General features: G+C 26.1%; 29 protein-coding genes. 4 read left to right on the forward strand and 25 right to left on the reverse strand.

Going from position 1 to position 25993, the window contains the following annotated elements; all coding sequences use genetic code 11:
• Positions 1-84 precede the first annotated feature (84 nt).
• The 8 genes from ACZ5RS_RS00870 to ACZ5RS_RS00905 all read right to left on the reverse strand — a co-directional run bounded on the left by ACZ5RS_RS00870 (position 85) and on the right by ACZ5RS_RS00905 (position 6812).
• Positions 85-1071 (reverse strand): C45 family autoproteolytic acyltransferase/hydolase, encoded by a 987-nt coding sequence (locus tag ACZ5RS_RS00870; protein ID WP_464636983.1) that lies wholly within the window; start codon positions 1069-1071, stop codon positions 85-87.
• A 90-nt stretch (positions 1072-1161) separates the two neighbouring features.
• Entirely contained in the window at positions 1162-1821 is a 660-nt protein-coding gene (locus ACZ5RS_RS00875) for a YczE/YyaS/YitT family protein (protein WP_464636984.1), read from the reverse strand.
• 440 nt (positions 1822-2261) lie between these two features.
• Positions 2262-3515 (reverse strand): hypothetical protein, encoded by a 1254-nt coding sequence (locus tag ACZ5RS_RS00880; RefSeq protein ID WP_464636985.1) that lies wholly within the window; start codon positions 3513-3515, stop codon positions 2262-2264.
• A gap of 56 nt (positions 3516-3571) precedes the next feature.
• Entirely contained in the window at positions 3572-4309 is a 738-nt protein-coding gene (locus tag ACZ5RS_RS00885) for a GNAT family N-acetyltransferase (protein WP_464636986.1), read from the reverse strand.
• Between the two features lie 149 nt (positions 4310-4458).
• Positions 4459-4587 carry a hypothetical protein gene (locus ACZ5RS_RS00890; protein ID WP_464636987.1) on the reverse strand — a complete coding sequence of 43 codons (129 nt, stop codon included), beginning with the start codon at positions 4585-4587 and terminating at the stop codon, positions 4459-4461.
• 13 nt (positions 4588-4600) lie between these two features.
• Complete coding sequence (locus ACZ5RS_RS00895) at positions 4601-5338, reverse strand: amino acid ABC transporter ATP-binding protein (RefSeq protein ID WP_464636988.1); 738 nt, start codon at positions 5336-5338, stop codon at positions 4601-4603.
• A complete protein-coding gene (locus tag ACZ5RS_RS00900) occupies positions 5328-6017 on the reverse strand; it encodes an amino acid ABC transporter permease (RefSeq protein WP_464636989.1) in 690 nt (229 codons plus the stop codon). The genes ACZ5RS_RS00895 and ACZ5RS_RS00900 overlap by 11 nt, the downstream gene beginning before the upstream one ends.
• A gap of 9 nt (positions 6018-6026) precedes the next feature.
• Positions 6027-6812 (reverse strand): transporter substrate-binding domain-containing protein, encoded by a 786-nt coding sequence (locus ACZ5RS_RS00905; protein WP_464636990.1) that lies wholly within the window; start codon positions 6810-6812, stop codon positions 6027-6029.
• 617 nt (positions 6813-7429) lie between these two features.
• Between ACZ5RS_RS00905 and ACZ5RS_RS00910 the strand changes: the two genes are divergently transcribed.
• Both ACZ5RS_RS00910 and ACZ5RS_RS00915 read left to right on the forward strand, forming a co-directional pair.
• Complete coding sequence (locus ACZ5RS_RS00910; RefSeq protein WP_464636991.1) at positions 7430-8026, forward strand: N-acetyltransferase family protein; 597 nt, start codon at positions 7430-7432, stop codon at positions 8024-8026.
• A gap of 147 nt (positions 8027-8173) precedes the next feature.
• On the forward strand, positions 8174-8785 hold the full coding sequence (locus ACZ5RS_RS00915; protein WP_464636992.1) for a hypothetical protein: 612 nt from the start codon (positions 8174-8176) through the stop codon (positions 8783-8785).
• Between the two features lie 63 nt (positions 8786-8848).
• On the opposite strand, the gene ACZ5RS_RS00920 is transcribed toward ACZ5RS_RS00915, so the two are convergent.
• The 9 genes from ACZ5RS_RS00920 to ACZ5RS_RS00960 all read right to left on the reverse strand — a co-directional run bounded on the left by ACZ5RS_RS00920 (position 8849) and on the right by ACZ5RS_RS00960 (position 16698).
• Entirely contained in the window at positions 8849-9283 is a 435-nt protein-coding gene (locus ACZ5RS_RS00920; protein WP_464636993.1) for a DUF3021 domain-containing protein, read from the reverse strand.
• A 3-nt stretch (positions 9284-9286) separates the two neighbouring features.
• On the reverse strand, positions 9287-9730 hold the full coding sequence (locus tag ACZ5RS_RS00925; RefSeq protein WP_464636994.1) for a LytTR family DNA-binding domain-containing protein: 444 nt from the start codon (positions 9728-9730) through the stop codon (positions 9287-9289).
• A gap of 122 nt (positions 9731-9852) precedes the next feature.
• On the reverse strand, positions 9853-10581 hold the full coding sequence (locus ACZ5RS_RS00930; protein WP_464636995.1) for an ABC transporter ATP-binding protein: 729 nt from the start codon (positions 10579-10581) through the stop codon (positions 9853-9855).
• Entirely contained in the window at positions 10574-12058 is a 1485-nt protein-coding gene (locus ACZ5RS_RS00935) for an ABC transporter permease (protein ID WP_464636996.1), read from the reverse strand. The genes ACZ5RS_RS00930 and ACZ5RS_RS00935 overlap by 8 nt, the downstream gene beginning before the upstream one ends.
• A gap of 133 nt (positions 12059-12191) precedes the next feature.
• Positions 12192-13223 carry an extracellular solute-binding protein gene (locus ACZ5RS_RS00940; RefSeq protein ID WP_464636997.1) on the reverse strand — a complete coding sequence of 344 codons (1032 nt, stop codon included), beginning with the start codon at positions 13221-13223 and terminating at the stop codon, positions 12192-12194.
• A gap of 244 nt (positions 13224-13467) precedes the next feature.
• Complete coding sequence (locus tag ACZ5RS_RS00945; RefSeq protein ID WP_464636998.1) at positions 13468-14865, reverse strand: MATE family efflux transporter; 1398 nt, start codon at positions 14863-14865, stop codon at positions 13468-13470.
• A 115-nt stretch (positions 14866-14980) separates the two neighbouring features.
• Entirely contained in the window at positions 14981-15445 is a 465-nt protein-coding gene (locus tag ACZ5RS_RS00950) for a MarR family transcriptional regulator (protein WP_464636999.1), read from the reverse strand.
• A 73-nt stretch (positions 15446-15518) separates the two neighbouring features.
• Positions 15519-16055: a flavodoxin domain-containing protein gene (locus tag ACZ5RS_RS00955; RefSeq protein WP_464637000.1), complete on the reverse strand. Its 537-nt coding sequence runs from the start codon at positions 16053-16055 to the stop codon at positions 15519-15521.
• Positions 16056-16167: 112 nt separating this feature from the next.
• Positions 16168-16698, reverse strand: coding sequence for a GNAT family N-acetyltransferase (locus ACZ5RS_RS00960; protein WP_464637001.1), 531 nt, complete (start codon positions 16696-16698; stop codon positions 16168-16170).
• A 126-nt stretch (positions 16699-16824) separates the two neighbouring features.
• Here ACZ5RS_RS00960 and ACZ5RS_RS00965 point away from each other — a divergent pair, with 126 nt between their 5' ends.
• Complete coding sequence (locus tag ACZ5RS_RS00965) at positions 16825-17955, forward strand: GGDEF domain-containing protein (RefSeq protein WP_464637002.1); 1131 nt, start codon at positions 16825-16827, stop codon at positions 17953-17955.
• On the opposite strand, the gene ACZ5RS_RS00970 is transcribed toward ACZ5RS_RS00965, so the two are convergent.
• From ACZ5RS_RS00970 to ACZ5RS_RS00985, 4 genes are read right to left on the reverse strand one after another with little or no spacing between them, the layout of a single operon-like run.
• On the reverse strand, positions 17952-18485 hold the full coding sequence (locus ACZ5RS_RS00970; protein ID WP_464637003.1) for a DUF4256 domain-containing protein: 534 nt from the start codon (positions 18483-18485) through the stop codon (positions 17952-17954). The two genes, ACZ5RS_RS00965 and ACZ5RS_RS00970, sit on opposite strands and share 4 nt — an antisense overlap.
• A 12-nt stretch (positions 18486-18497) precedes the next feature.
• Positions 18498-18857 carry an iron chaperone gene (locus tag ACZ5RS_RS00975; protein WP_464637004.1) on the reverse strand — a complete coding sequence of 120 codons (360 nt, stop codon included), beginning with the start codon at positions 18855-18857 and terminating at the stop codon, positions 18498-18500.
• Positions 18858-18917: 60 nt separating this feature from the next.
• Positions 18918-19403 carry a GNAT family N-acetyltransferase gene (locus tag ACZ5RS_RS00980; protein ID WP_464637005.1) on the reverse strand — a complete coding sequence of 162 codons (486 nt, stop codon included), beginning with the start codon at positions 19401-19403 and terminating at the stop codon, positions 18918-18920.
• Positions 19404-19438: 35 nt separating this feature from the next.
• Positions 19439-20092, reverse strand: coding sequence for a sister chromatid cohesion protein PDS5 (locus ACZ5RS_RS00985; RefSeq protein ID WP_464637006.1), 654 nt, complete (start codon positions 20090-20092; stop codon positions 19439-19441).
• Between the two features lie 102 nt (positions 20093-20194).
• Here ACZ5RS_RS00985 and ACZ5RS_RS00990 point away from each other — a divergent pair, with 102 nt between their 5' ends.
• Complete coding sequence (locus ACZ5RS_RS00990) at positions 20195-20722, forward strand: PadR family transcriptional regulator (RefSeq protein ID WP_464637007.1); 528 nt, start codon at positions 20195-20197, stop codon at positions 20720-20722.
• A gap of 63 nt (positions 20723-20785) precedes the next feature.
• Here the strand turns inward: ACZ5RS_RS00990 and ACZ5RS_RS00995 are convergent, their stop codons facing one another.
• The 4 genes from ACZ5RS_RS00995 to ACZ5RS_RS01010 all read right to left on the reverse strand — a co-directional run bounded on the left by ACZ5RS_RS00995 (position 20786) and on the right by ACZ5RS_RS01010 (position 25925).
• Entirely contained in the window at positions 20786-21829 is a 1044-nt protein-coding gene (locus ACZ5RS_RS00995; RefSeq protein WP_464637008.1) for a DGQHR domain-containing protein, read from the reverse strand.
• The gene (locus ACZ5RS_RS01000) at positions 21823-22968 is read right to left on the reverse strand and encodes a hypothetical protein (RefSeq protein WP_464637009.1); all 1146 of its coding nucleotides are present in this window, start codon (positions 22966-22968) and stop codon (positions 21823-21825) included. The genes ACZ5RS_RS00995 and ACZ5RS_RS01000 overlap by 7 nt, the downstream gene beginning before the upstream one ends.
• A 121-nt stretch (positions 22969-23089) precedes the next feature.
• The gene (locus ACZ5RS_RS01005) at positions 23090-24217 is read right to left on the reverse strand and encodes a class I SAM-dependent RNA methyltransferase (RefSeq protein ID WP_464637010.1); all 1128 of its coding nucleotides are present in this window, start codon (positions 24215-24217) and stop codon (positions 23090-23092) included.
• Positions 24201-25925 carry a M3 family oligoendopeptidase gene (locus ACZ5RS_RS01010; RefSeq protein ID WP_464637011.1) on the reverse strand — a complete coding sequence of 575 codons (1725 nt, stop codon included), beginning with the start codon at positions 25923-25925 and terminating at the stop codon, positions 24201-24203. The genes ACZ5RS_RS01005 and ACZ5RS_RS01010 overlap by 17 nt, the downstream gene beginning before the upstream one ends.
• Positions 25926-25993 lie beyond the last annotated feature (68 nt).

Here is a 25993-nt window from a genome sequence, read left to right on the forward strand (position 1 = left end):
AAGAAAATCATAGTCTTTCCCCTTAGGGTAAAGTCAATGAAATTTTTAAAAAAAATTAAAAGGAGATTCTTTTTATTATATAAATCAATATGTAAATTTAAGTCTTTTATCAATTATAAATTTCTTTCTGCTTGGATTTCCTTCACATCTATAAATTACTTTATTCTTTATATCGAATACTGAAGACCAAATTGTATCCATACCTTTCTTTCTATCATATTGGCACATAAATCCATATTTTCCTTTCATTAGATCAAAGGTGGAATTTAAATCATACTTAGAAAAATCTTGTTTTTTTATTACTTCATATCTTTGGTGAGAAAAAATATCGTCTTCTCCATCATAAACATATTCTGCCATATCTTTTTCAATGAAATGGTTGGTTTTATAACCAAGATTTTGTTTTCTTACTATACATTTATTGTTTGGATTAAGCTCACACTCTACAATATTATTAAATCTATCTGCAATTAATAAACATTGAGCAGAACCAATTGGAACACTATTTAAGAAGTTAATAGCTTGATCAACTGTTTCACACTTTTCTAAAATATATCTAACTAAGAAACCAGCATTTAAACCAAAGCCAATAGTGGTTGGATAAATAAAAGTTAATCCACAGGCTAACCCTTTTTCATTTATTCCATCTTCAATTTCCATTAAGGCTGTTGTGTTTCCAATAAAAGCATAAGATGAATCTAAATTATAGAAGGGACTATCACTTAATTTTTCTACATCAATTAAAAAGTCAGAATTCCTTGCAAAGATATAGTTATTATTATTTTTAAATGCAACCATTGAACAATAATTATTTAGAGTAAATGAATACATAGTAACTAAAAAAGGATAAATACACTCAATTGAACTTCCCTGGCCTTCTACAAAACCTTCCATTTCTTCTAAAATTTCTGGATAATACTTTTTATAGATTGGATAAACTGCTTTTGCATAATCAATTCTATCTTGATTAAGCATAGATTGAAAATCTAATTTAATTCCATTTTTTAATAATCTACTACCATAAATATAACCGGCTTCTCTGTGAGTTTTTTTCCATCTTGAGTGATACATAATTTTTATATTCTCCTTACAAAAATTACGCTATCACAATAAAAATTTAATGTAAAATCTTTTATGGTTAATATATTTTTTTTATTAAAATTAGTTTATTTCAACAAATTTATCAAAAAAATGGATCTTTTCATTGAACACTTTTAATATCATCCCAACAAATATAGCAGCAAGAACTGTACCTTCTCTAATTCCAGTTAATTCATGAGTAAACATAATACACAAAACAAAACTTATTAAAACAAGAGAACAGTCAAAACCTATTTTTACCTTACCAAAATCTATTTTAGAAATAGTAGATATTGCTTTCATAGCTCCATCACCTGCAATAAGTAATAAACCTGCTTTTACTTCAAGAAAAATACCAAAAGCAATAAAGAACATACTTAATACAAATACAACAAATTGTTGATGATATACTGATGGATTTATATGAGTAAAGAGAAGTAGAGCTCCATCAATTAAAGCTCCAAATACGACAGCTAAAATTAATTGTAAAAGTTGGAAAACTTCAAATTCTTTTTTTAATAAGACAATCTGTAAAAGCACAAATGATATATGCATTGCTGCTGTGAATTCACCAATAGTTACATTAGATATTATATGATTAAGCACATAAGGCAAACTAGAAATTGGTGTAATCCCAATATCAGCTTTTATTGATAAGGCTATCCCCATAGCCATAATGCTTAAACCACAAAAAAGCATTATATAACGTCTTGTATAATTAAAAAAACATTTCTTTGACATAATCTCTCCTCAAAAACAAAAGGATCTACAATACATAAGAGTTATATATATCAATTAAACTTTATTTATCTAAATTTTATTCACATACTCCCTTCAATAAAAATATTAATTTCACATTTATAATCAAGTTATAAAATTATACTTAAACTAACCAACTTATAAGTTGAGTTTAAGTTTTATTTTCTATAATTAGTTTTTGTAAACTAATAAATTATATAAATATAATACTTTTTTTGAAAGTAAATGAATAAATGAACATTCTTTAAGAACTCAAAGAATGATTCTTTAAAGTTTAAAGGGATTTATAAGACTCCCATATTCAATAAACCTCACTTATATTACTTATGGAGAGTATTTGTGTCAACATATTGCAACAATTTATTAATATTTGAATTGAAATATCAAAATAATAGACAATATATATTTAAATATTTGAATTACTAATTTGCATTTGCAACAACAAATTCAATCAATTTATCACTTTCATTTCTCTTATATGGAAATACTCTATTAAAATATTGAAAGAAAATTAGTAAAGACCAATATACCTCATAACCACCTTCATCAAATTCTTCTTTTGTTGGAAAGTATCCTGTACAACCATTAGTATATCCGCTTAAATAAAAATTTTTATCATTTAACTTATTTGATACTTCAATTGCAAATTCACACATAATTTCATTAGGTACACCGCAAAAACAAATCTTTCCTAAATAAAAGTATTGAACTTCAACTAAATCTTTTTGAACTGATACATTTAAACCATTCAATCTTTTTACTTCTTTAAGCCAATTTTCTCCATCAATTTGGCAATACATTTTCGCTTCTTTCGCAATTTCTAAAGCTCTGTTAAAAGAAGGAACCTCTGATTCAAATTCAACCGCTTTTGAATACATCATTAGTTTTTCAATGCTCTCAATTTGCATTAAATCAAATTTTTCTTTTACTGCTAAAAGAATTTGATTAGCCATTTTAAAAAGTGCATCTTCACATCTAATAAAGTTTTCATCTGTAGCATCTGGAGGATTTATTTTAGAATTATAATATTTAGGGGCAATATTACCAGCAGAACCTTGAGTTATTACAATTGGACAATTATATTGATTTTTTAATAACTCTCTAGTTTTTCCAATAAAATCACTTGAAATAAGATAATTATCAGCTTTTAAAACATTTGCATGAACACTTAATCTTAATAGAATCAATTGCAAAGTATTATTTGTATCAATAACTTTTGTAATTGATAGTCTATCATCTAATAAATAGCTACCCTTTCTTCTATTTATGCCAATATCTAAAGAGGAGATATCTTGAGAAAGTTTTACTTCTTTTAGATTATCTTTGATTTCAATAATTGATAACTCAATTTTTTTACAAATAGAATTAAACAATTCTTCTTCAAGACTATCATTAAATGAAGAATGAGTATGAGAAAAACATAACATAACTTTTTCTTTTTTTATTGATAAAATTTTTGCAACTAAATCTCTTAAATAGTCACAATGATTTATTCCAAACCCAATATGATCTATAACTATTAAAGTACAAACTTCATTTTCTAATTCCCAAATAGTAATTTGAGCTAATAGACTATCTAAAATACCTTTTGAGGTTTCATCAAATCTTCCAAATCCAACCATTTCAACATTTTTTTTAGGTGTAATATCTATCTCTTTATATGCAAATTTTAACATTTTCTCATACCTATTTTTAATCAGGTTTTACAAAAAAATTAGATTAAATAAAATATCTAATCTAAGTCATAATAATAAACAACATATGGAGTATCTAATTGATAGCCTAATTTTTCTGCTAATGCTACAGATCTTAAATCTATTGCATCCCAACTAGGATATATATTTCTATCTAAACATTCTAAAATTAGTTTAGCTCCACATACTGTTGCTAAGTTTTTTCCTCTATAATCAAGCTTTGTATCAATTTCAATTTCAAGACCATCATCATAAACAACATATGAAGAAGCCCCCGATACTACCTCAGAGTCTTTTAAGATTACAAAACCTAATCCTTTTTCTTTAAAATCATCATAATCTTTAAATTGTGAACATAAATCTTTTGACCAAGATTCTTTAAGCACACTTTCAAATAATGTTTGATCTATTTGTTTTAATTCATATTTCTTATCTAAAGAATTTACAAACTCAGATAACTTATATCTATCAAAAGAATTAATATCTTTCTTAATTTTATATCTATATTTTTTACTAACTTTATCCCCTAAAGTATCTTCTATAGCTTTTTGCCATTCTTTATTTTGTGGAGTTAAAATCGGAGCTTTCGCATCTTTAATTAATTCTATATTTACATCTCCCACAAAGAAGGAAAAATCGCCTACAACAATTTGAGCTGAAGTTGGATAATCTTCATTATCTACAAAAGCTTTTCCCGTATACCCTTGTAAATATGATAAAATTAAACCATCATCTTCTGTCTTTAACAAAGCCTTTATTTTTTCAAAATTTATCATGTCTGCCTCTTTTATTCATCAATTGTAAAAGCATATAAAATTTTATTCAATAAAAATTTTAATTCATTTATAATAAAAAAATTAGCAACTTTATCTCATAATTTTTAAGAATAAAGTTGCCCATATAAATTTATTTTATCTAAAAGAAATTAGAAAAAAAACATATAATGAATACCTGTTGAATATCTAATTTGTCCATGTACTTTCAGTGCTATTTTTCTAATCTCTTTATATTCTTTACTATTATAATAATTATATATTCGTTTTAAGAATTTCACACTTAACTCCTTTTTACCAAATACTTGCAATAAATGATTGCAATCTTTCGCTTTTAGGATGATCAAAAATATCTTCTGGAGTTCCACTCTCTTCTATCTTACCTTCATGTAAAAATACAACTCTATCAGATACTTCTTTTGCGAAACCCATTTCATGAGTTACTATTAACATTGTCATTCCTTCTTTCGCTAATTTATCTATTACTTGTAATACTTCTCCTACTAATTCAGGGTCTAATGCTGATGTTGGTTCATCAAATAATAAAACTTCAGGATCCATAGCAAGAGCTCTTGCTATAGCTACTCTTTGTTGCTGACCACCAGATAACATTGCAGGATAAACATCTGCTTTATCTAATAGTCCAACACTATCTAATAATTTAAGAGCTTTTGCTCTTGCCTTATCCTTATTTTCTTTTTTTATTACTACTGGACCAACCATTACATTATTAAGTACAGTTTTATGAGGGAAAAGATTAAATCTTTGAAAAACCATTCCTACTTTTTCACGAAGACTATTAATATCATAAGCACTTCTTTTAATATTTTTACCCTTTAAATAAATATTACCTTTATTTTTTTTCTCTAGGAAGTTTATACATCTTAGTAATGTGCTTTTTCCTGAACCACTACCACCAATTATACTAATTACTTCACCTTCATGAACATCTAAATTAATACCTTTTAAAACTTCCAAATCATCAAAGTTTTTATATAAATTTTCAACTTTTATCATTACTTTATCTTTCATCAACTTGTAATCTCCTTTCTAACCATTTCAGTGATTTTGATAAGATTGTAATAATCACATAATAATAAACTCCTGCAATAAACAAGATTGGGAATGGATTATAAGTTGCTGCACTAAACTGTCTTGCAGTTAGTGTAATTTCAGTAATAGTAATTACACTGGCTAAAGATGAATCTTTAACTGCAATAATGAATTGATTACCTAAAGAAGGTACTGACCTTTTAAAAGCTTGGGGTAAAATAATATGAAAAAAGGCTTGCATTTTATTCATTCCTAACGCTCTTGCAGCTTCTTCTTGTCCATAATGAATTGAAACAATTGCTCCTCTAAATATCTCACTTATATATGCTCCACTGTGAAAAGCTAAACCTATTGTAGCTGAGGTAAAGGAACTAAATTCTAATCCAATTAAAGGGAGGCCAAAGAATATGAAATATAATTGTAAGAGGAGCGGAGTCCCTCTTACAATTGAAATATATACTTGAGCTATTTTTTGTAACCACTTTAATTTTGTCAATTTTAGCACTGTTACAATTAACCCAATTACGGTTCCCAATAAAATTGAAAAAACGGATAATTCTAAAGTAAATATTATCGCTTGATCAAATTTTGGAGCATATTTTATAACTACTAAAAAAAACTCTTTTAGTGAATCAAAAATTCCAGCTATTACTTGCATCTATCTCTCCTAACGTTGTTCTAAAATATTTGTGCCGAACCATTTTTGACTTATCTCATCATAAGTTCCATTTTTAACAATAGTATCTAAGGCATTATTTAAAGCATCTAAGAAATCAGAATCTTCTTTTCTAACTGCAATACCAATTTTTTCTGAATACAACATATCGCCTGCAGGAATTAAATCAACACCATATTTTACTGGAGCTTGTAAGCCTACAAAACGACCAGTAACTAATCCATCAATTCGTCCTTGCTCTAATGCCATAATATTATCTACATCACTTTCAAACTGCATTATTTGGTCAATATTATCCATCTCACTAAGAGCTTCATGGAAAGTTGTTCCTGTTACTACCCCTACTTTTCCATCAACTAAATCAGTAATACTATTGATTCCAGAAGTAGAAGTTGTAAAGAATTGAGCTCCATCATAATAATAAGGATTTGTGAAATTTACTTTTTCTAATCTTGCATCTGTAATTGACATACTACCAATAATTGTGTCAAATCTATTGCTTAATAAACCACCAATAATTCCATCCCAGGCAGTAGTAATTGGAACGGCTTTAACTCCCATTTCTTTAGCTAATGCATTTGCTATATCAATATCAAAACCATCTAAATCTCCATCATCATTAATAAAGTTAAATGGAGGATACCCACCAGTCATAGCAAAGGTCATCTCACCTTTATCTTCAATTTTTTCCATTGTTGTTTGATCCTTACTGTTACAGCCAGTAAAGAAGATTGTGATCAAAAATACATTTAATAAAATCACTAAAAACTTTTTCATATTATACTCCTTGTATATTATTATCGTGGTTTATTCACGAATTAGTGCATAATTAGTTAGTTAAATAACTCTATAGATTGTTTTTATTCTAAATAAAAGACAGTCTTATAAAAATTTATATTTCAAATATCGATTAACTAAGGCAAAAAAAAACGCTCCTAACTCTATAAATTTAGAGTTAGAGCGCTTAAACTTCACATCTGCTCGAATCATACCACATAAAGTAGTACAGGTCATGACAATTAGTCCTAACCAAGCCCCAGTTCTATAAATTAAGATTTTTCATATACATTTTCTTCTTTACAACTCATTTATTGATACCTATTTAAAAACATGTAACAACTCATAAATCAAATACTCATGCAACTACTTCATCAGTCTATATTACTAATAATAATTTAATAAAAAGCAATTTAATAATTTAGAATAAATTGCTATTTAGCAATGAATAAATAATACAATAAATATTATTTATTTGTCAAGCACATAAGGTTTTATAAATAAATTAACATTTTTTTATTATTTTATAAAATATTTATACAAAAATTATAATTCAAACTATTGTAAATTTTTTAATTTATTGATTCTATTATTTAAGCTAGTAAAGGATAAAATTTATGAAAAATATAACAATAAGATTTGCAGATGAAAACGATGCTGAAGAAATATTATATATCTATACTCCATATGTAAAAGATACCACTATTACATTTGAATGTATTGTTCCAACTCTTGAAGAATTTAAAGCAAGAATAAATAAAATTTCGTCCATTTATCCTTATCTTGTATGTCTAATTGACGATAAAATAATTGGATATGCTTATGCTAGTAGACAAAGGGAAAGAGATGCTTACCAATGGAATGCTGAATTATCTATATATTTAGATAATAGATATTTAAATTTAGGAATTGGGTCTTTACTTTATAAAGCTCTTATTGAAATTTTAAAGCTTCAAAACATTTATAATGTTTATGGAGTAATTACAACACCAAATCCTAAAAGTGAAAAACTACATGAAAAATTAGGTTTTACTAAATTAGGTGTATTTCATAACACTGGTTATAAATTTAATGCATGGCACAATGTAAGTTGGTTTGAAAAAGCCTTATGTGAATACATTGTTCCACCTGCTGAATTAACTCCAATTAATAAAGTTGATAAAAAGCAGATTAATGAAATTATTTCAAAATACATTAATCTACTAAATAAATAAAAATTTTTAATTTTCTTTAATTTTAATGCTTTAAATAAGTATAAAGCCATAATATCTATTTTTCATTACAAATTTATTATATTGACAATGGTATATATTTGCTTATATAAAATTTTATATACACTATAAATATTGAGAGAAATAAAAATGAAAAAAACACTATTAATTGCTTTATTATTGCTACAATCGGTTTTTCTTTTTGCACAAGAAAATGATTCACCTTATGAAATTCCTGAATTATTAATGGACTATAACTCATTAACTTTTATTGATAATTTAACTGACTTTTCTACATCTTTTAGGGCAGAAATGAATTTTACTATGAAATTACCAGTAATAAAAAATGTACAAAATAAGAATATTCAATTAGGTTGTTTAGAATTAAATAGTGATATGGCTAGAGATGATTACTCATCAATTTACAGCCTAGCATTACTTCTAGGTGCTTATAATATAAAAATTGATAGCCCAGAATCAGATACTTCTTATTCTGGTCTTATAACAGGATTTGCAATTCCTCTAAGTTTCTATAGCCTAAGCGAAGAGGATGGTTCCTACAGATCCCTTTTTATTTGGGGCTGGGATCACCCTTCAGTAGATATCATTTTAGGAAGAATGGTTAAAACCCAAGTAGAAAATCTATTTGGTTATACAGAAGATTTATCAATCGCTCTTATGTTAAATAACAATTTATCATATTATAAAGAAAGATTAATGATTAGATCCTCAATAGGTATTGAATTAGGAGTTTTCTTCTAAAAATAATATTTATTAAATAAAGGGGCCCTTGTTAAAAATTTTAACAAGGGCTTTATTAATTGTTTATAATTTTGATTTTAACTTTGAAACTTCATTTTTATAATGAAAAAAAGATACTAACCAAATTATCAGATAAACTGCAAAACTAATAGGTAAAACTAAAGTAAAATAATATGATAACCAACTAAAAATATAGCCGATAAGAAGCAATAAAATTTGTAATAATATAAAATGTATAATTGTTGCTTTTAATAAAGACCATTCCTCTTTATTAAAAACAAACCCACTTAAATTACTAAAAATGCCTATAAACCCAAATCCCAATAATGAAATAAAGGTAGCTAAATTACTTCCTAATTTTCCAACCAAAGCAGGTGTTGGAATTGAAAAATATGATGTACCTAATAAAACATTTATAAATAAGCTTATAAATACACCTATTGCTATACCAAGATTAAAACTATGAAACAACCCACTTATATTTCTTCTATCTTTCATAAACTAAACTCCTAAAATCATTTTTAACTTATTAATATTTCTTCGACTAACATTACAAATATCATCATTTTTTAAATGCACAAGAACTTTTCCAGAATAGGTAAAATCAAAATCCTTAACTTTATTAAGATTAATAATTTCACCTTTATTAATCTTTATAAAAGAAAACATTTCTAATTTATTCTCTATTTCATAAAGTCTTTCTTTAATTTCATATTCTAATTTCTCAGTTTTTAAAATAACTATAGTATCTCTACAATAAATTCTATAAATTTCATCTATAGAGACTTTAAAAGCCTGATTATTCTTAAAACATGTTACTGTGTTGGGATAATTATCCTTTACAAAAGATTCAATTTTTCGAATAATAGCACAATCTTCTTTAGCTACTATCTCAATAAAGTTCTCTGGTAAATTCTCATCAAATTTGATATTTATATTGTTCATGATTTGATAATAGACAACTTTTATTTACAAGTCTATAAAAAAGAAATGATTGGTAGATTTTAGTATATAAGTGGTAAAATTTTTGTTTAAAGCAATAAAAAATACTTTAAAAAATTAATTGATTATTTTCTAATAAAATTTTTTACAAAATCAGTTTTTGGATTATTTACAATATCAGTAAAAAGACCATACTGCTCAATATAACCATTATTCATTACAATTACTTCATCTGACATTTTTTCAGCTTCTCTTTGATCATGCGTAACCATAATTGTTGTTATACCCAATTTCTTTTGTATTAATTTTATTTCATATTGCATACGATCTCTTAATAAAGCATCAAGATTTGAAAGAGGTTCATCAAGCAAAAGTAAATCTGGTTCCATAATTAAAGCTCTACCTAAGGCAACTCTTTGCTGCTCTCCTCCACTTAATTGATAAGGATAACTATTAAGTTTATCCTCTAAATTTAATAAACCTAATATTTTATCACTTTTTTCAATCATTTTATTTTTTGACATTTTTTTTGCTTTTAATGGGAAAAATAAATGCTCTTTAACATTCATATGAGGCCAAAGTGCATAATTTTGAAATACAAAACCAATATTCCTTTTTTCAGGCATAATATTTATTTTTAAATTTACATCAAAAAGAACTCTGTCATCTAATGTTATATTTCCACTATTTGGTTTTTCAATCCCAGCAATACAAGATAATAAAGTGCTTTTACCACAACCACTTGGGCCAAGTATTGTTAACAAAGATTTTTCTCTAACTTTTATTGAAAAATCCTTTACAACAGAATTACTATCAAACATTTTATTTATTTTATTAAGTTTTAAATTACCCATTTAATCCTCTATTTTTATTTTTATTTAATAAGTTACCTACTAATATTATGGAAACAACAATGACTGATAGTGCTGATGTCATTTCTAAACCATATGATTGAGATTGCATTCCAAATAATAAAACTCCAACAGTTTCTTGATTTGAGGAATATAACATAATGGAAATTGGAATCTCTCTTAATGCAATCATTAGAGATACAATAAATCCTGATTTAATCCCAGGTACTAAAAAAGGGAAAACAACCTTAAAAAAAGCTTTAAATTTACCGTAGCCAGATAATCTTGCAGCATTAAACAAATTGATATCTTGAGCATTTAAAAGGCCAGTAATTTGATTAATAATTATAGGAGTAAATAAAACCATATAAGTTATTATCAACCCCCATACTGAACCATATAATTTTAGAGGATATCTATTCCAAGCAAAAATAGCAGCGACAGCTAAGACTGTATTAGGAATCGCCATTGGCCATGAAGCAATAGCCTCAAAAATTTTATATTTTCTACCATAATAATGCCCAATTACAATACTAGATAGCCCTATGATTGTGGCAAAAAAAGTAGCTATCACCCCAAATAAAATACTATTTCTAAAAGCTAATACTGATTTAGATTCTAAGTTAAATATTTCTTTATAATTATCTAATGTAAAATTACTCAAAACTAAGTCTAATCCCCATCTTTTCAACAAAGATGAAATAAACATTATTATTGAAGGAATTATACAAACAAACAAAAAGAATAAAATTACTATTAACAAAATAATGTATTTTGATTTTCTTAGTTTTACTATACTTATGTCCCTATTTGGAATTGTTCCTTTCAAACTAATTTTGTGTTTTTTATTTATAAAATAGGCTTGTATAAAATAAAGTATTGAAGAGAACACAACTAAAATCAAAGAATAAAATGCAGCTTTTGAAGTATTCAACATACTTAATGAAGCATAAATTTCTGTAGTCGCTACATCTATCCTTGCTGGTAAGCATAATAAAGCAGGAACTGAAAAATTGGCTAAAGATCTTGAAAAAATAAAAAGCCCAGAAGAAAATAGACTTGGTAATATCAGAGGCAAGGTTATCTTATAAAACACTTTAAATGTTGTTGCCCCTGAAAGCTGTCCTGCATATTCTAATTTAGGTTCAATATTTCTTAAAGCATTTTTTATTGAAAAGTACATTAAAGGATATAGATGTAATGTTAAAACAATAATAGCTGCCCATAAGGAATAAGGAGACATTGTAAAACTATCAAAATTTAAAAAATATTTAACAAATCTTTCTAAATAACCATTTCTCCCAAATATTTGAACATAAGATAATGCAATAATATATGGAGGAATCGCAAAAGAAATTATGCAAAAAACATCGACAATTTTTTTTAATGGAAAATCAGTTTTTACAACTAACCAAGCAAAAAAACCTCCAATAATAATAGTTAAAAAAAATACACTAATTGATATCTTAATTGAATTCAAAAAAGGAATTAAAAAATTCCCAATTGAATTATCAAAACTTGTTATCCCTTTATAAAATAAGAAAATTGTGGGAAATACATAAAAGACAAATAATACTACTGAGAGGAGACCAATGGCTCCCCTCATAATATTTTTATTTAAACAATTCTTCAAAATCATTATTTATTTCATTTTGAGTTTCTGCAAGTTCATCCCAGTTTATATCTATTACTTTAATATTTTCTGGGATTCCTATAGGTAATTCAGCATCTTTTAAAACACTAATAAAACCAAAGTTCTTTGTAATATTTTGAGCTTTAGGAGATATTAAAAAATCTACAAAAGATTTAGCTAATTCTTCATTTATAGCAAATCTTGCTGAATTTTTACTAATGGCAACTGGTCTCTGTATAGCAATTGCTCCTTCTTGTGGCCAGCATATTTCTAAAGGAGTTGTATATCCTTTTTTCTTAGCACTTTTCTTTAATCTCCAAACAGCGTCATGAGGGGCTATCCCAATAATAAATTCACCTTCTTGAATTTTAGAAGGAACATCACTGTTTTTCTTTGCTAAATATAATCCATTTTCAATCAATTGTTTATGATAAGATCCACTAGGAGCTTCTAAATTCCATAAACTTGCAATCAAGGCCAAAGCTGTTGCAGATTGAGTAGGATCTGCATGTACAATTTGATTTTTATAAACGGGATCAATTAAATCATAATATGAATTAATCTCATTAACAACTTTTTTACTGTTATATATTACCACTCCATATCTCTCATTAACCAAGGTATAGGGTTTATCAATTTGGAAACGATTTGCCAATTTATCATAGCCTTTTGGAATATAATATTCTAAGACATCTTGTTTACTTAATGCTTCATATAATAAAGGATCAGAACCCCAAAAAACATCTGCATTAATACTGCCTGATTGAGCTTCAGTCCAAACACGTTGTCGTAATGGCCCACATCCCATTTGAACAATATCTAGCACATCCTCTTTATCTTCTTCAAATGCATTCTCTAAAGCTTCTAACATATTTGCAGGACCAGATATATAAGCTGTAATTTTTCCTTCTTTACCAGAATAAATTTGCTTGTTTAAATCTTCCTTTGTTCCCTGAGCATTAAGTGAAAGCAAAATAAATAAACTACTAACTAACAAAAATATTTTTTTCATAAAAACCTCTTTTGTATACTAAATCAATGTATAACAATCTCTAAAAATATTAGTTAATTAAAGCTAACTTGTCAACAGAAATACAAACATAAAAATATATAATACAGCTCTTTATAGTTAATAAATAACAATTACAACTTTATTTTTTTTAAAAATTACATTTTTTGTTTTAAAACACTAACTAATTTATTTATTTTTTAAATATTTAATTACTTCAATAAATCTACTATTAAGTTACTCAATTCTATATTCTAATACTAATTTTTTGATTAACATCTTCTTTATTACTAACTTTTTTTATTAAAAATTCTTGGCGAAATTTTAAAGCAAATTTCAAGGTTAAAAGGGTTGTTAATAAATCTGCTATACATTGTGTCCATATAACACCATTCAAACCAAACACTAAAGGTAAAATAATAATTAATGGAATGAAGAAGAACCCCTGCCTACTAATACTTAATAATCCTCCTTGTTTCCCTTTTCCTAAGGCTAAGAATAAGGACATATACACTTGTTGGAAACCAAAAAACAACAAACCAAGACTACTTAATTTTAAAGCTTTAACTCCAATTTCAATCATTTGTAAATCATCATTTTTTGTAAAAATAGCAATTAAAGATTCGCTAAAAAAGAAAGTAAAAATATAAAATAATAAACAAAATAAAGTCGTCCATATCAAAACAATTTTAATTGACTTATCCACCCTATCATATTGTTTTGCTCCATAATTATATCCTACGAAAGGCTGAAAACCTTTTAAAAACCCAAAGACTACATAAGTAATAATAGTTATTATTCTCATGACAACACCGAAAGCAGCCACAGCAGAGTCTCCATATATACTTGCTGCAGAATTTGTCATCCCCATTGAAATACTAGTCAATAACTGATAAATGAGTATAGGGGCTCCAATTTTTAAGATTTCAATATAAATAGCCTTATCAAAAGTAAATAATGATAATCTAATTTTTAAACAACCTTTTCCTTTTTTCAAATAAATTAGATAAATTATAGTAGTACATATTTGCGCAACTACAGTTGCTAGAGCAGCTCCTCTAATTCCTAAATTTAAAACAAAAATAAATATTGGATCTAAAACAATATTTAATCCCCCACCAACAATCATTGATGTCATTGTTAATTTGGTTCTTCCTTCTGCCGTCACTAAATTATTCATAGTAACATTAAAAATAGTTAAAATTGCTCCACTAACATAAATATAAGCATACTCTCTAGCAAAAGGTAAAATAGTATCAGTTGCTCCAAGTTTTCTTAAAATAATATTCATAAATAATAATGTAATTATGATTGCAACTATGCCTATAAACATACTTGTAAAAAGAGCAGTACTAGCTACCCTATTAGCTTTATCCTCATCATCAGAACCTAACAATCGTGATATATAAGATGCAGCCCCTGTACCAAACATCATTCCAAGACCAATAATTATTTGAACAATCGGAAAGGCTACTGATATTGCTCCGATTTGTTGTGTACCCAACCATCCTGCAAAATAGGCATCAACAATACTGTATAAAGCAGAGACTATCATCCCTATCATAGTTGGAATACCCATTTTCAATAAAACAATTTTAATTGAACCGTTTCTCATCATTAAGATTTTTTTATCTTTTGAATTCATACATTTCTCCTATTATTGTATAGTACCTATACACTTAAAATTAAAAATAATGTTTAGCACCTAAACACTCTACCAAAAAAATTTCCCTCATTCCTTTTTTATTAATAATCGGATTTTAAAAATTATTAATTTGATTCTCCAAAGAATCAAAAAAATCCTTTAATAATTCTTTCTCTTGTTTTGTATATTTGTCAGTAACACTATAAAATAATTCATTAAATTGTTGATGCAATTTCTCATGATTATCATTAGCTATTTTTCCCTTAGGTGTTAATTTTAATATGAGCTTTGATAAATTATTAGGATCAGTTTCCTTAACTATCATATTTTTTTTCTGTAATTTTACTAATATTTGTGATACTGCACCTTTTGTAACACCTAACTTCTGAGCTAACCCAGTTACATGAATCCCTTCATTTTCATTAATTGCCTTTATTAAATGAATTTCGGCATTATGTAATTGCGTATCAGTTCCATAATATCTGGTTTTTTGATCAATCTCAGATACCTTAGTAACAATTCGTAAAAATACATAACTTAGCTTATCATTATTTTTGAAAGACATTTTATTAATTTTCATACAATATAATTGTATAGTAGCTATACACTATTTTGTCAAGAACTTTTTTTCTATTTCCAATAATATTATTAATTTATTTTAATTTTAATTCAGAAATTATAATGTTCAAATTATCAAAATTTACAAAACTTAATTCTTGGTTTTCAGATTCAAAGACCTTTTTAATTTCAACAAATCTATCATTTTGAGGTTCTTTCTTAGCATGATTATATATAATTTTCATTATCAATCTTTCAAAGAAATTCAATTTATTGATAGATAAGCCACCTTGTAAATTATATACATAACACTTATCAAATAAATCTTGTGGCAATTGCTTTTTTAGTGCAACTTTTATTTCATCAACAATACTATCTAATCTAGGATCTCCAATTCCAACAGTTACTATTACTAATTTTTGATTATCTTTGATTGGATACTTTTTTAAAGTTTTAGATAAACCCAAAACATTACTAGCATATAAGCCACCAAAATAAACTATGGTTTCATAGTTTTCTAAACTAGAAATTTCTTTATAACTAATTGCTTTAATTTTTGTCCTTTTAGCTAGTTCAATAGCATAAGATTTTGTAAAACCATATTTACTGCCATAAATAATTATTTTCTCCATTTTTTCCTCCATATCAGAGTATAACATTGTTTATTATATAAATAAATTCTTTTATATTAATGAATTATGTAAAAAAAATTACTATTATAAATCATAATAGTAATTATAAATATTAATTAATTTCTTTTTCTAAACAAGTTATATGCTCTGTTCTAATATCATTCATTAATGGCCAGGGTTGGTTTTCTTTAGTATAACAATATTTAAAGCCACATTTTTCTTGAGTCCTCTTAGATTTTATATTTCCATCAAAATATCCACACCATAATTTTTTTAATTTCAAGTCCTCAAAACTATATCTAATTAATTCTCTTACTGCTTCAGGTATTAGTCCTTGACCCCAGTAAGGCTCTCCAATCCAATAACCAATCTCAGCTTCATCATCTTTAATATCGATATTGCTTTCTTTTCCTATCATTAAACCAATACTTCCCACAGCTTTATTATTACTCTTTAAAACTACAGCGAAAGTATATTCCTTTGATAAAACATTTTTTATTATATCTAAACTATTTTCTAAGCTTGTATGAATTGACCAACCAGCAATAGGTCCTACGTTTGGATTTTTTGCTTCTTGATATAAATCATTAGCATCTTCTTCTTTCCAAGGCCTAAGCAATAATCTCTCTGTTTCTAAATTCATTTTCTAACCCTTTTTTAAAATATCAAATTCTATCAATTATTATTTATTCTATTAATACAAATAATAACACATAAGAAATAATAATATGTTATACTTTTCAACAAAATAACTTAATAAGAGGGATTCATGAATAAATATTTTAAACCTTATTTATATTCTATATATTTCTTAGGGGTTTTGACTCTAATTATTTCTTTTATTCAAAAGAATCCTTTTGAGGTTAATCCTGCTCTTATTATATTAACTATCTTTATGATAATAACTGAAATAAAAGCTATAAGTCCATCAGAAAATGTTTATTTCTCTCTAATGGGTATTTTTGTTATTTTTGCATTATCCTTAGCTCCTGCTTTTGAAGTAATCATTAGCTTGATTATTACTTTAATCTTTGTAGATATAATCAGAGTATATTATTTTAAACTATATGATAAAGTTTTTAATATAAAATTATTCTTTAATTTATCTATGCATATTATTTGTCTCTATTTATCATATTTAATCAGTTTTAATTTAATCAAAATACCATTATTAAGTATTATAGTTGGAATTATAATCTATAATATTATTAACTCAATTATATTTTCTATTTTAATTAAATTATTAGAAGATAAACCCTTTTCAATAGAAATGACTAAACAAAGTTTTATTTTAACATATTATTTTGTACTGATTTCATTAATGCTTTATTACTCTTATCTAGCCTATCAAGAAATAGGATTAACTGTAGTTTTATTATTTTTAGTATCTTATCAATCAACATCTTTAAATAGGAATTTTAAAAAAGAAATAGAAAAAAATATATTTATAGATCCTCTTACTGATGCAGCTAATAGAACAAGTCTAAATAATGATATTGGTGATAAATTATTAAATAAAACACCTTTCTCAATTATTTTTATTGATTTAGATAATTTTAAAGATATTAATGATAATTATAGTCACTCAACAGGCGATCAAGTTTTAATTCATTTTGTTAATACAATACAAAAAAATATAAAACAAAAATTATATCGCTACGGTGGTGATGAATTTTGTATCTTAATTAATAAAAAAGAAAATATAACTGAAGTCATTAAAAGTATTGATAGTTTAAAAGATAGTTTGACCATAAATTATGATAATAAAAAAATAAACTATTCAATCTCCTATGGAATATATAATTACCTAGGAGAAGAAATGAATATTGAAAATATTTTTGATATAGCTAGTCAAACTATGCATGAAAATAAAGTTAACAATAAGAAAAATAAAATTTAAACTCTTAAGAGACCTCTAAATCCTCGAGAACTGTAATATGATTCTGCACTATTATGATATACAAAAACACTCTCATATCTGTAATCACAAAAAAGTGCACCACCTAAAGATCTAATTTTCTCTGGTGTTTTAATCCAGCTAGATGTCTTCAAATCAAACGGTCCTACTTTTTGCAATTGCCTATATTGGGTTTCATCCAAAACCTCAATACCAATTTCTGCTGCCATTTCCATTACGTTACTTTCTGGCTTGTTTTGTTTTCTTGAATCTAAAGCTTCTCTATCATAACAAAGACTGCGTCTTTCTTTTGGAGTTTCTTTTGAAAAATCAAAAAATAAGAACTCATTAGTCTCCCTATCAAAGGATATTACATCTGGTTCTCCGCCTGTTGCTTCCATTTTATATAAGGGTATTAATTTATCTGGATTCTTTAATAATTTTTTTTCAACATCTTTCCAATTAATATCTTCATGTCGATTCATATTGCTTACAAATCTTTCTTTTAAAACATTAATCATTTCTCGTTCCATAATTTAATCTCCTTATTTTTTATCCTTTGATAAATTTTCTTTTACTCGAAACTCAACAATTCTTTTAATTAAATCATAAGGTAAAGGTTTATCAATAGGGAATTGGATAGCACCTTTACTTGTTTTATATTCTTTTAATTCTTTTTGAAAGAATTCTATTGCTGAAGGAGTTGGATAGAAACCAATATGTTTTTTATATGCAGCAAAATGAACTAAATTACCCTTTAAATAAAAGGTTGGCATTTGATAACTGATTTTTTCTTCTACACCTGGTGCATTTTCATTTATAACAGATCTTAGTTTTGTTAATTCTTTCTGTATATCGAGAGGAAAATTTAAAATGTATTGATCTATTGTAATAATTTTATCCATAATATCATCTATCCTTAAATATAGCTTACAACAGTATTTAAGAATTTAAAAATATTATTTTTATTTTAAATCTAATTTCATATATATCAACGTATCTAAAGGATTATTATTATAGCTTGGTATTTCATAAAAACCATAATTCTTATAAATCTTAATTGCACTAGTTAAAAAAGGAAAAGTATCTAAAAGCATAGATGAATATCCAATTGATTTTGCTTCTTCAATTATCTTCTTTACTAATAAATTACCTATATGTTTTCCTCTAAATTTTGATCTAACATAAAGCCTTTTCATTTCACAAGAACTATCATCTATTTTTCTAAGCCCAATACAACCCGCTAATTCATCATCATAATATACTAAATATAATCTTCCATAAGGTAGTCCATATTTATTATCTATATGTTTTAATTCTTCATCATAATTTTGAAGGTCTAAATATTTCTTAAAAGAACTATCCCCTTCTATTAGCATATTTGTATATTCACTAAATAGTATTTCAATTTCTTTAGGATAATCATATGCATCTATCATTTTACAATTCATCAAAAAGTCCTTATCAATTTTTTTTATAATAAATATTATATGCTTTTATTCATAACTTTTGAATAAGCTTTTATCGCTCCATTTGAATGAACACGAACAACCTTATTACTATCCGTTTCTGATAATAATTTTAACTTATCTAAATAAGGAAAAACTAAATTAGGTTGCTTTTTTGACAAAACACGAAAGATTTCTGGAGCTTCCATCCTTACCTTATCATCAGGATCATCAAGCAAAGCTAAAAATATATTCATATATTCAGCATATAATTTAGGCATATTCGTTGCTATATTTTCACTAGCCCAAATAAAATACAATCTAACCAAAGGCTCAACATCATTACTCATATTTATTATATTTTCCCAGTAAGGAAGTATTAACCTATAATCTGCTCGACCAATACGACCTAAAGCATTTACAGCTCTTGCCCTAATTATTGTCTCTTCATCATCAAGAAAGCCACCAATTTGACTCAAATAAGGAATAATTTCTTTTGGATATTTTAAACCCATTTCACCTAAAAGCCATAACACTTTTGCTTTTATTTTTAAAGAAGGATGATTTAATAAGTTTCCAATATTTTCAATATAATTATTCCATTGCTTTTTATCTTTTGTAATCTCTCTTAGCTCTTTATACAAAATCTTTTCACTCTTATCATAAGATAAAGTATCTACATTTCTAATCATTTAAGTTCCTTATATAATACTGTACATAATATTAAAATAGTGCTATACTACTACATATATATAGTAGTATAATTTTATAGTAATAAAGTCAAGGAGAAAACTATGCTTTCAAAATCTTCAACATTAATTTTAGGATTAATAAACAATAAACCAATTAATGCTTATGAAATAACGAAATTACTTAATATTATGAATATAAAGGATTGGTATAATATTGCTGATTCAACAGTATATGCAACAATAAAAACATTAGAAAACAAAAAATATATAGAAGGGAAAATTGAAAAAGAAGGAAATATGCCTGATAAAAAGATTTTTTCAATAAGTGAAAAAGGTAAAAATATTTTAATTGAAACACTAAAACATGCAATTCTAAATTTTGATTATGACACAACAATTTTCTCTATTGCAGCATTTTTCTTATCAATTTTTGAAAAAAAAGAAATAATTGTTTTACTAAATACCCGTCTTGATATTTTAGAAAAATACTTAGACGGGATTTCACATCAAATTGAAAAAATGATAAAGGATGATAAATCATCACTATATTTAGCAAATATTTATAGAAATAAAGAAATTATATTAGCTGAAAAAAAAGGAACATCATTTATTTTAGAAAAATATAGATAAAAATATTATTTCTAAAATTTAGTGATTATGATTATAATAATCATCCTAGCTCATCTAATCTACTCAATTTGCAAATGAATCAAAAAGACTTTTTGCAACTAGATTAAATCCTGCTTCTGATGAAAACTTTGAAAAACTATTACCCTTATACCACAATTCTTCACTAACATTTAGCATTTGAATCCATTGTCCAACAAAAGTATTAAATTCTTCTAAAGTACATGCATCCTTATCTAAAGATTTCAATTTCATAATTATATATTTATTTATAGCTGAAACCCCAATAGTTCCCTGTAGAACTGTATTTTTTATTCTCCCTGAAATGAACAAATTTGGCCATTTAAATTTTATTTCATCCCAGAGATTTAAATAAATAGTCTTTATTTCATCTAAAAGGTTGTTTAACTCCTTATCATTTTTCCAATCAAGTTTTATAATATTAAATTTTCCTAAATAACTTATTAACACCCGATTACTTTTTACAAAAGAATTAAGACTAATTGTTTCATATGTATTCACAGTAGGATTTCCTTCTAATAATATTTTGTTATTCCATAATGAATTATCATCTTTATTAATTCTAATTGCTAATTCAACCGCTAAAAATTCTCTTTTTGCAACTGTTAAATCTCTTGAATCAGTATTATCTATATTCGATATATTTTTTAAAATATATGCTAACGATGTATCAACTTTCCTTGAAGTTTTGTTAATTGTAATAAAGGTATCTATCTCTAACGCTTTACTAGGTTTCTCTAATATTATGACTGATAATTCATAATTTTTTATATCATCATATATATTAATATCAGTTTCTTTAAGTTTTTTAAAAGCTTCTACTCTATGTTGACCATCAACAATATATAATTCTGTATTTTTATTTACATTTTTTACTGCTGAAGCACAAATTATAGAAGTAGGTAAATAAAATGTATTTTCTTTCAGATAATTAACTATTCTTAAAACATGATTCTCATTTACTTTCCTTTGATAACCAGTAAAGTTAATATTATCAAAAGTCCTTACTTTTGTATTTTCAACTAACCATTCAATAGTTCTTGAATCATTTATAATCTTACAACCACAATTTTGTTTTATAGTTAACATAAAGTTTGTTCCTCTTTTATTTCAATATTATTTTTTGTTACACAGGCCAAAGAACGCATCACTGCATTAAACACTTCCTCTTCACTTATTCCTTGGGTAGAATCAAAAATATCATCTTTGTCATTTCCTTCTGCTACATTTTTTATTTCATTTATAATATATTTCAATAAGATATCATTTGATTCATATTCGTACAAAACAGAAGCTATAGAACAAAACATTTTCCATTTATTTTTATCAATATTACTTTTATATTTCTCAATTTCTATAAAATCTTTACCATCATACTGAAGTTTTTCCTTGGTATAGGATTGGCTCAATAGCTTTTTACCTAGATATGTATCTATAAGATTTTTACTATTATTTATAAAATAAATTAATTTGAAAAAAATTTTATAATATTCTCCTAAAATAATATTAGATTCCTGTATTATTGGTTTTGAATATTCATAGAACAACTCTTTCTTCATTTCTTCAATACTTGTGTTAAATGAATAGAGTTCGCTTAACTGTTTATCTGTTCCATCTAAAATAGTATAAATACCTTCTATAATATTGTATTTTAAGTTTTCTCTATATTTAGGGTCATATGCTTTCCCTTTATAAATTATACTATGCTCAACTTCTCCCCATATATCATTTAATTGAGCTTTTACTTGAACCTCAAAAGAAAATATTTTTGAGTCTTCTTTATACTTACATGCTACTTTAAAAATAAGATGACCATTTTTTTGAACCTTATTTACTGATTTCTCTATCTCAAAGCAATTTTTTTCTTCTAAATAACGAATTAATGTTAAATAAATATTTTCTTCTTGATTTTTAAAATAGCAATTTATTTTAAATCCTATTAAATCAGGTAAATTTTTACATATAACGTCTTGAATATCTTTCTTATCTGTAGAATCTATTTCCCACTCACTTAAATAATTTTTTCTATTAACTTTTTCTTTAAAACTTTCTTTATCTTTAATACGAGAGACTATCTTTAGCGTTCCCAGTATTCTAGGATCCTTTATATATTTTTGATTATTAATAAACTCATTCAAAAAACAACTAATTTTGTCAAGTTTTTCTTGTATAGTCTCTTGAAAAGGTTGCTCAGAAAAGGCTTCAACTAAATCATCTATTTCCAACATATCATTTATTTTTCCTTAATTAATCTTTAATAATTTACTATAAATTTATAATTAAAAAGATTCAAGTTGCTTGTAAGATCTCCGCTATTGGATTTTTTACACGTAAATATAATTTGTTATACTACTTAGAAAGAAACGCTATGTTTTCCACATGATGAGTATGTGGATAGAAATCAAAGACTTTAACCTCTTTTACTTCATAGCCCAGTTTAACAAATTCTTTTATATCCCTTGCTAAAGTTACAGGATTACAAGATACATAAATTATCTTCTTAGTCCCAAACTTATTTATTAACTTTGGAACACTTTCATATAAGCCTGTTCGTGGAGGATCTACTACAACTATATCAACACTCTCTTTATTTTTCTTTCCCCACTTCTCAACTTCACCAGTATATGAAATTGCATTTGGAGCATTTATTTTACTTAGTGTTAAACAGTCCCTTTGCTTTTCTACAGCAATAGTATTTTTAGGAAGGAAAGCAGAAAAGGTTCCAACTCCACTATATAAATCCATAACAGAATCGCTATCAATTTTTGAAACTACATAATCTACTAACTTTGATAATAACTTTGGATTAGATTGGAAAAATACACTTGCACTTACACTAAAAATGTGTTCATTGATTGTGATTTTAACTCTATCATTTGAAAAACTTAATTTATCATCACCAGCAAATACAGGTACTTGAATATATTGGCCCCTAGTATTGTTGTTAAACATATTCATTCTTGCAGCTTTTAATATTTCTCCATCATCAATTGCTTCATTTATTGAATCTACTAGTAATGGACAATTATCTATTTCACAAAGTTCATCACTTTGCTTTTTTAAAAAGCCCACCTTTTTATCTGCCATTGATACATGAAATCTAACTCTATTTCTATAAGAGGTATCACTATCTGTTTCAGTTGGTAATATTTTTATTTTTGATAAATCAAGTTTTGCTATTCTTTTTAGATGATCAAATACTAATTCTTCTTTTAATTTTATTTGTTTATCATATTTTAAATGTTGGAGATTACAACCTCCACATTCAAAATAGTGAGGACAAAAAGGTTCTACTCTATCTTTTGATGCTTTAATAATATTAGTTATTTTAGCTTTAGCATAAGATTTTGTTTCTCTATATACTTCAATTTCCACAACTTCATCAACTAAAGCACCATCAACAAATACAGTTCTTCCACTTTCAAGAGAAGCAATCCCTTCTCCCCCTTGGGCCATTTTACTAATTGTTACTTGCATCAATAAAATCCTCAACATATTGTGCAACAATATCAATACTACTTTGCCAGAATTCTTCACTTTCAATATCACAATCTAACAAGGCAGCTACATTTTTAGCACTATCTTTTCCTGTATGTTCAAGCATATTTCTATATTTTGGAGCAAAAGCTTCACCTAGTTTTTCTTTTTGAGCAAATACACCTAAAGCAAATAGTTGACCAAAAGCATAGGGATAATTATAGAAAGAGAATTGGCTACTGTAATAATGACCTTTAACTGCCCACATATATGGATGGTATTCACTTAATGTACCGTATGTTTTCTTTTGAGAATCCACCATTATTTCACAGAGTTCTTCACTACTTAATTCACTATCTCTTCTTCTATTAAATACTTCTCTTTCAAAATAGAATCTACATAAAATATCTACACAAACTTGAGTTGTATCTTGAAGGAAAGTCTCTATTAATGAAATTGTCTCTTCATTATCTGCTTTTTCAAGAGCACCTTGTAATACTATTGTTTCACTAAATATTGAAGCTGTTTCAGCTAAAGTCATTGGATAAGTTCTAAGTAAATGAGATTTAGGAAGAACTACACTATCATGATAAGCATGACCTAATTCATGAGCTAATGTAGATAATCCATTATATGTATAATCAAAATTACACAATACTCTTGAGACTCCTGCATCAGGGAAAGCTACATCATAAGCTCCACCAACTTTATTTTTTCTAGGTTCAGCATCAATCCAATTATTTTTGAATGCGTTTGATGCAAAGTCTCCCATTTCTTTGGAGAATCCATAAAACTTATCTAAAATAAAATCTTTAGCATCTTCAAATTCATACCTTTTTACATTATCTACAACAGGAGCAAAAATATCATAAAAAGCTAAATGATCTAAATTTAATAATTGAGCTTTCTTATTTAAATATTTTCTAAATAATGGAAGATTCTTTTCTAAAGTTGAAATTAAAGCATCAATGATTTTCTCATTAATTCTAGATTGAGTTAAACTTCTATTTAAAGGATCATAAAGATGTAAATCATCTAAGGATATTGTAGCACCCTTAACTCCATTTATTGCAGCTGCATATGCTATTTCATGATTTCTCAATAATTGAACTTCTTTATCAAAAGCAGTCTTTCTAACATTTCTATCTTTATCAAAAGCAAAATTTCTAAGTTCTGTTACAGTTTTTTCTTCACCATTATATTCTATAGTGGTTATACTAGTTAAAGCTTCTTGTAGTCTTTCAAAAGCTTCTGTTCCACTTCTATTTAAATCAGCAGCAACAGCTTCTACTTCAGCACTCTTCATATGATTATGTTTTTCTAATAATTCATTTAAGACAAATGAATATTCACTTAATTCATTCTCACAAGATTCAAGTACTACTGTTTTATTTTCTGCAAGATAATTAATAACTAAAACTTCTAAATGATTAACAGTTAACCCTAATTTAGAAACTCTATTTAGGGCATACATATAATCACTATTATTAGTTTCTACTGAGAGTAAAACAGAAGTGAAAGCATCTAGAGTTTCATAAGTATCTAAAACTTTTTCCCAGGTTTTAACTACTTCTTCTATGCTAAAATTATCTTTAATTAAAGCTTTTACTCTTGTGCAATCTTCTTGGCAAGTTTTTATTGCTAAGTTAAAGTCCTCACTATTGTGAGCTTTATATATTTCATCTAAATTCCAATGTGGTAACGCCATTTTACTTCTCCTTAGATTATTCTAACTAATAAATCTTTACCCAATAAGCAATTGATTATAAATCTTTA

The sequence above is a fragment of the Pleomorphochaeta caudata genome (assembly GCF_055395745.1).

Coding starts and splice junctions, on each gene's coding strand:
- ACZ5RS_RS00870 (WP_464636983.1), bottom strand. CDS start 1,071: ATGTATCACTCAAGATGGAAAAAAACTCACAGAGAAGCCGGTTATATT.
- ACZ5RS_RS00875 (WP_464636984.1), bottom strand. CDS start 1,821: ATGTCAAAGAAATGTTTTTTTAATTATACAAGACGTTATATAATGCTT.
- ACZ5RS_RS00880 (WP_464636985.1), bottom strand. CDS start 3,515: ATGTTAAAATTTGCATATAAAGAGATAGATATTACACCTAAAAAAAAT.
- ACZ5RS_RS00885 (WP_464636986.1), bottom strand. CDS start 4,309: ATGATAAATTTTGAAAAAATAAAGGCTTTGTTAAAGACAGAAGATGAT.
- ACZ5RS_RS00895 (WP_464636988.1), bottom strand. CDS start 5,338: ATGAAAGATAAAGTAATGATAAAAGTTGAAAATTTATATAAAAACTTT.
- ACZ5RS_RS00900 (WP_464636989.1), bottom strand. CDS start 6,017: ATGCAAGTAATAGCTGGAATTTTTGATTCACTAAAAGAGTTTTTTTTA.
- ACZ5RS_RS00905 (WP_464636990.1), bottom strand. CDS start 6,812: ATGAAAAAGTTTTTAGTGATTTTATTAAATGTATTTTTGATCACAATC.
- ACZ5RS_RS00910 (WP_464636991.1), top strand. CDS start 7,430: ATGAAAAATATAACAATAAGATTTGCAGATGAAAACGATGCTGAAGAA.
- ACZ5RS_RS00915 (WP_464636992.1), top strand. CDS start 8,174: ATGAAAAAAACACTATTAATTGCTTTATTATTGCTACAATCGGTTTTT.
- ACZ5RS_RS00920 (WP_464636993.1), bottom strand. CDS start 9,283: ATGAAAGATAGAAGAAATATAAGTGGGTTGTTTCATAGTTTTAATCTT.
- ACZ5RS_RS00925 (WP_464636994.1), bottom strand. CDS start 9,730: ATGAACAATATAAATATCAAATTTGATGAGAATTTACCAGAGAACTTT.
- ACZ5RS_RS00930 (WP_464636995.1), bottom strand. CDS start 10,581: ATGGGTAATTTAAAACTTAATAAAATAAATAAAATGTTTGATAGTAAT.
- ACZ5RS_RS00940 (WP_464636997.1), bottom strand. CDS start 13,223: ATGAAAAAAATATTTTTGTTAGTTAGTAGTTTATTTATTTTGCTTTCA.
- ACZ5RS_RS00945 (WP_464636998.1), bottom strand. CDS start 14,865: ATGAATTCAAAAGATAAAAAAATCTTAATGATGAGAAACGGTTCAATT.
- ACZ5RS_RS00950 (WP_464636999.1), bottom strand. CDS start 15,445: ATGAAAATTAATAAAATGTCTTTCAAAAATAATGATAAGCTAAGTTAT.
- ACZ5RS_RS00955 (WP_464637000.1), bottom strand. CDS start 16,055: ATGGAGAAAATAATTATTTATGGCAGTAAATATGGTTTTACAAAATCT.
- ACZ5RS_RS00960 (WP_464637001.1), bottom strand. CDS start 16,698: ATGAATTTAGAAACAGAGAGATTATTGCTTAGGCCTTGGAAAGAAGAA.
- ACZ5RS_RS00965 (WP_464637002.1), top strand. CDS start 16,825: ATGAATAAATATTTTAAACCTTATTTATATTCTATATATTTCTTAGGG.
- ACZ5RS_RS00970 (WP_464637003.1), bottom strand. CDS start 18,485: ATGGAACGAGAAATGATTAATGTTTTAAAAGAAAGATTTGTAAGCAAT.
- ACZ5RS_RS00975 (WP_464637004.1), bottom strand. CDS start 18,857: ATGGATAAAATTATTACAATAGATCAATACATTTTAAATTTTCCTCTC.
- ACZ5RS_RS00980 (WP_464637005.1), bottom strand. CDS start 19,403: ATGAATTGTAAAATGATAGATGCATATGATTATCCTAAAGAAATTGAA.
- ACZ5RS_RS00985 (WP_464637006.1), bottom strand. CDS start 20,092: ATGATTAGAAATGTAGATACTTTATCTTATGATAAGAGTGAAAAGATT.
- ACZ5RS_RS00990 (WP_464637007.1), top strand. CDS start 20,195: ATGCTTTCAAAATCTTCAACATTAATTTTAGGATTAATAAACAATAAA.
- ACZ5RS_RS00995 (WP_464637008.1), bottom strand. CDS start 21,829: ATGTTAACTATAAAACAAAATTGTGGTTGTAAGATTATAAATGATTCA.
- ACZ5RS_RS01000 (WP_464637009.1), bottom strand. CDS start 22,968: ATGTTGGAAATAGATGATTTAGTTGAAGCCTTTTCTGAGCAACCTTTT.
- ACZ5RS_RS01005 (WP_464637010.1), bottom strand. CDS start 24,217: ATGCAAGTAACAATTAGTAAAATGGCCCAAGGGGGAGAAGGGATTGCT.
- ACZ5RS_RS01010 (WP_464637011.1), bottom strand. CDS start 25,925: ATGGCGTTACCACATTGGAATTTAGATGAAATATATAAAGCTCACAAT.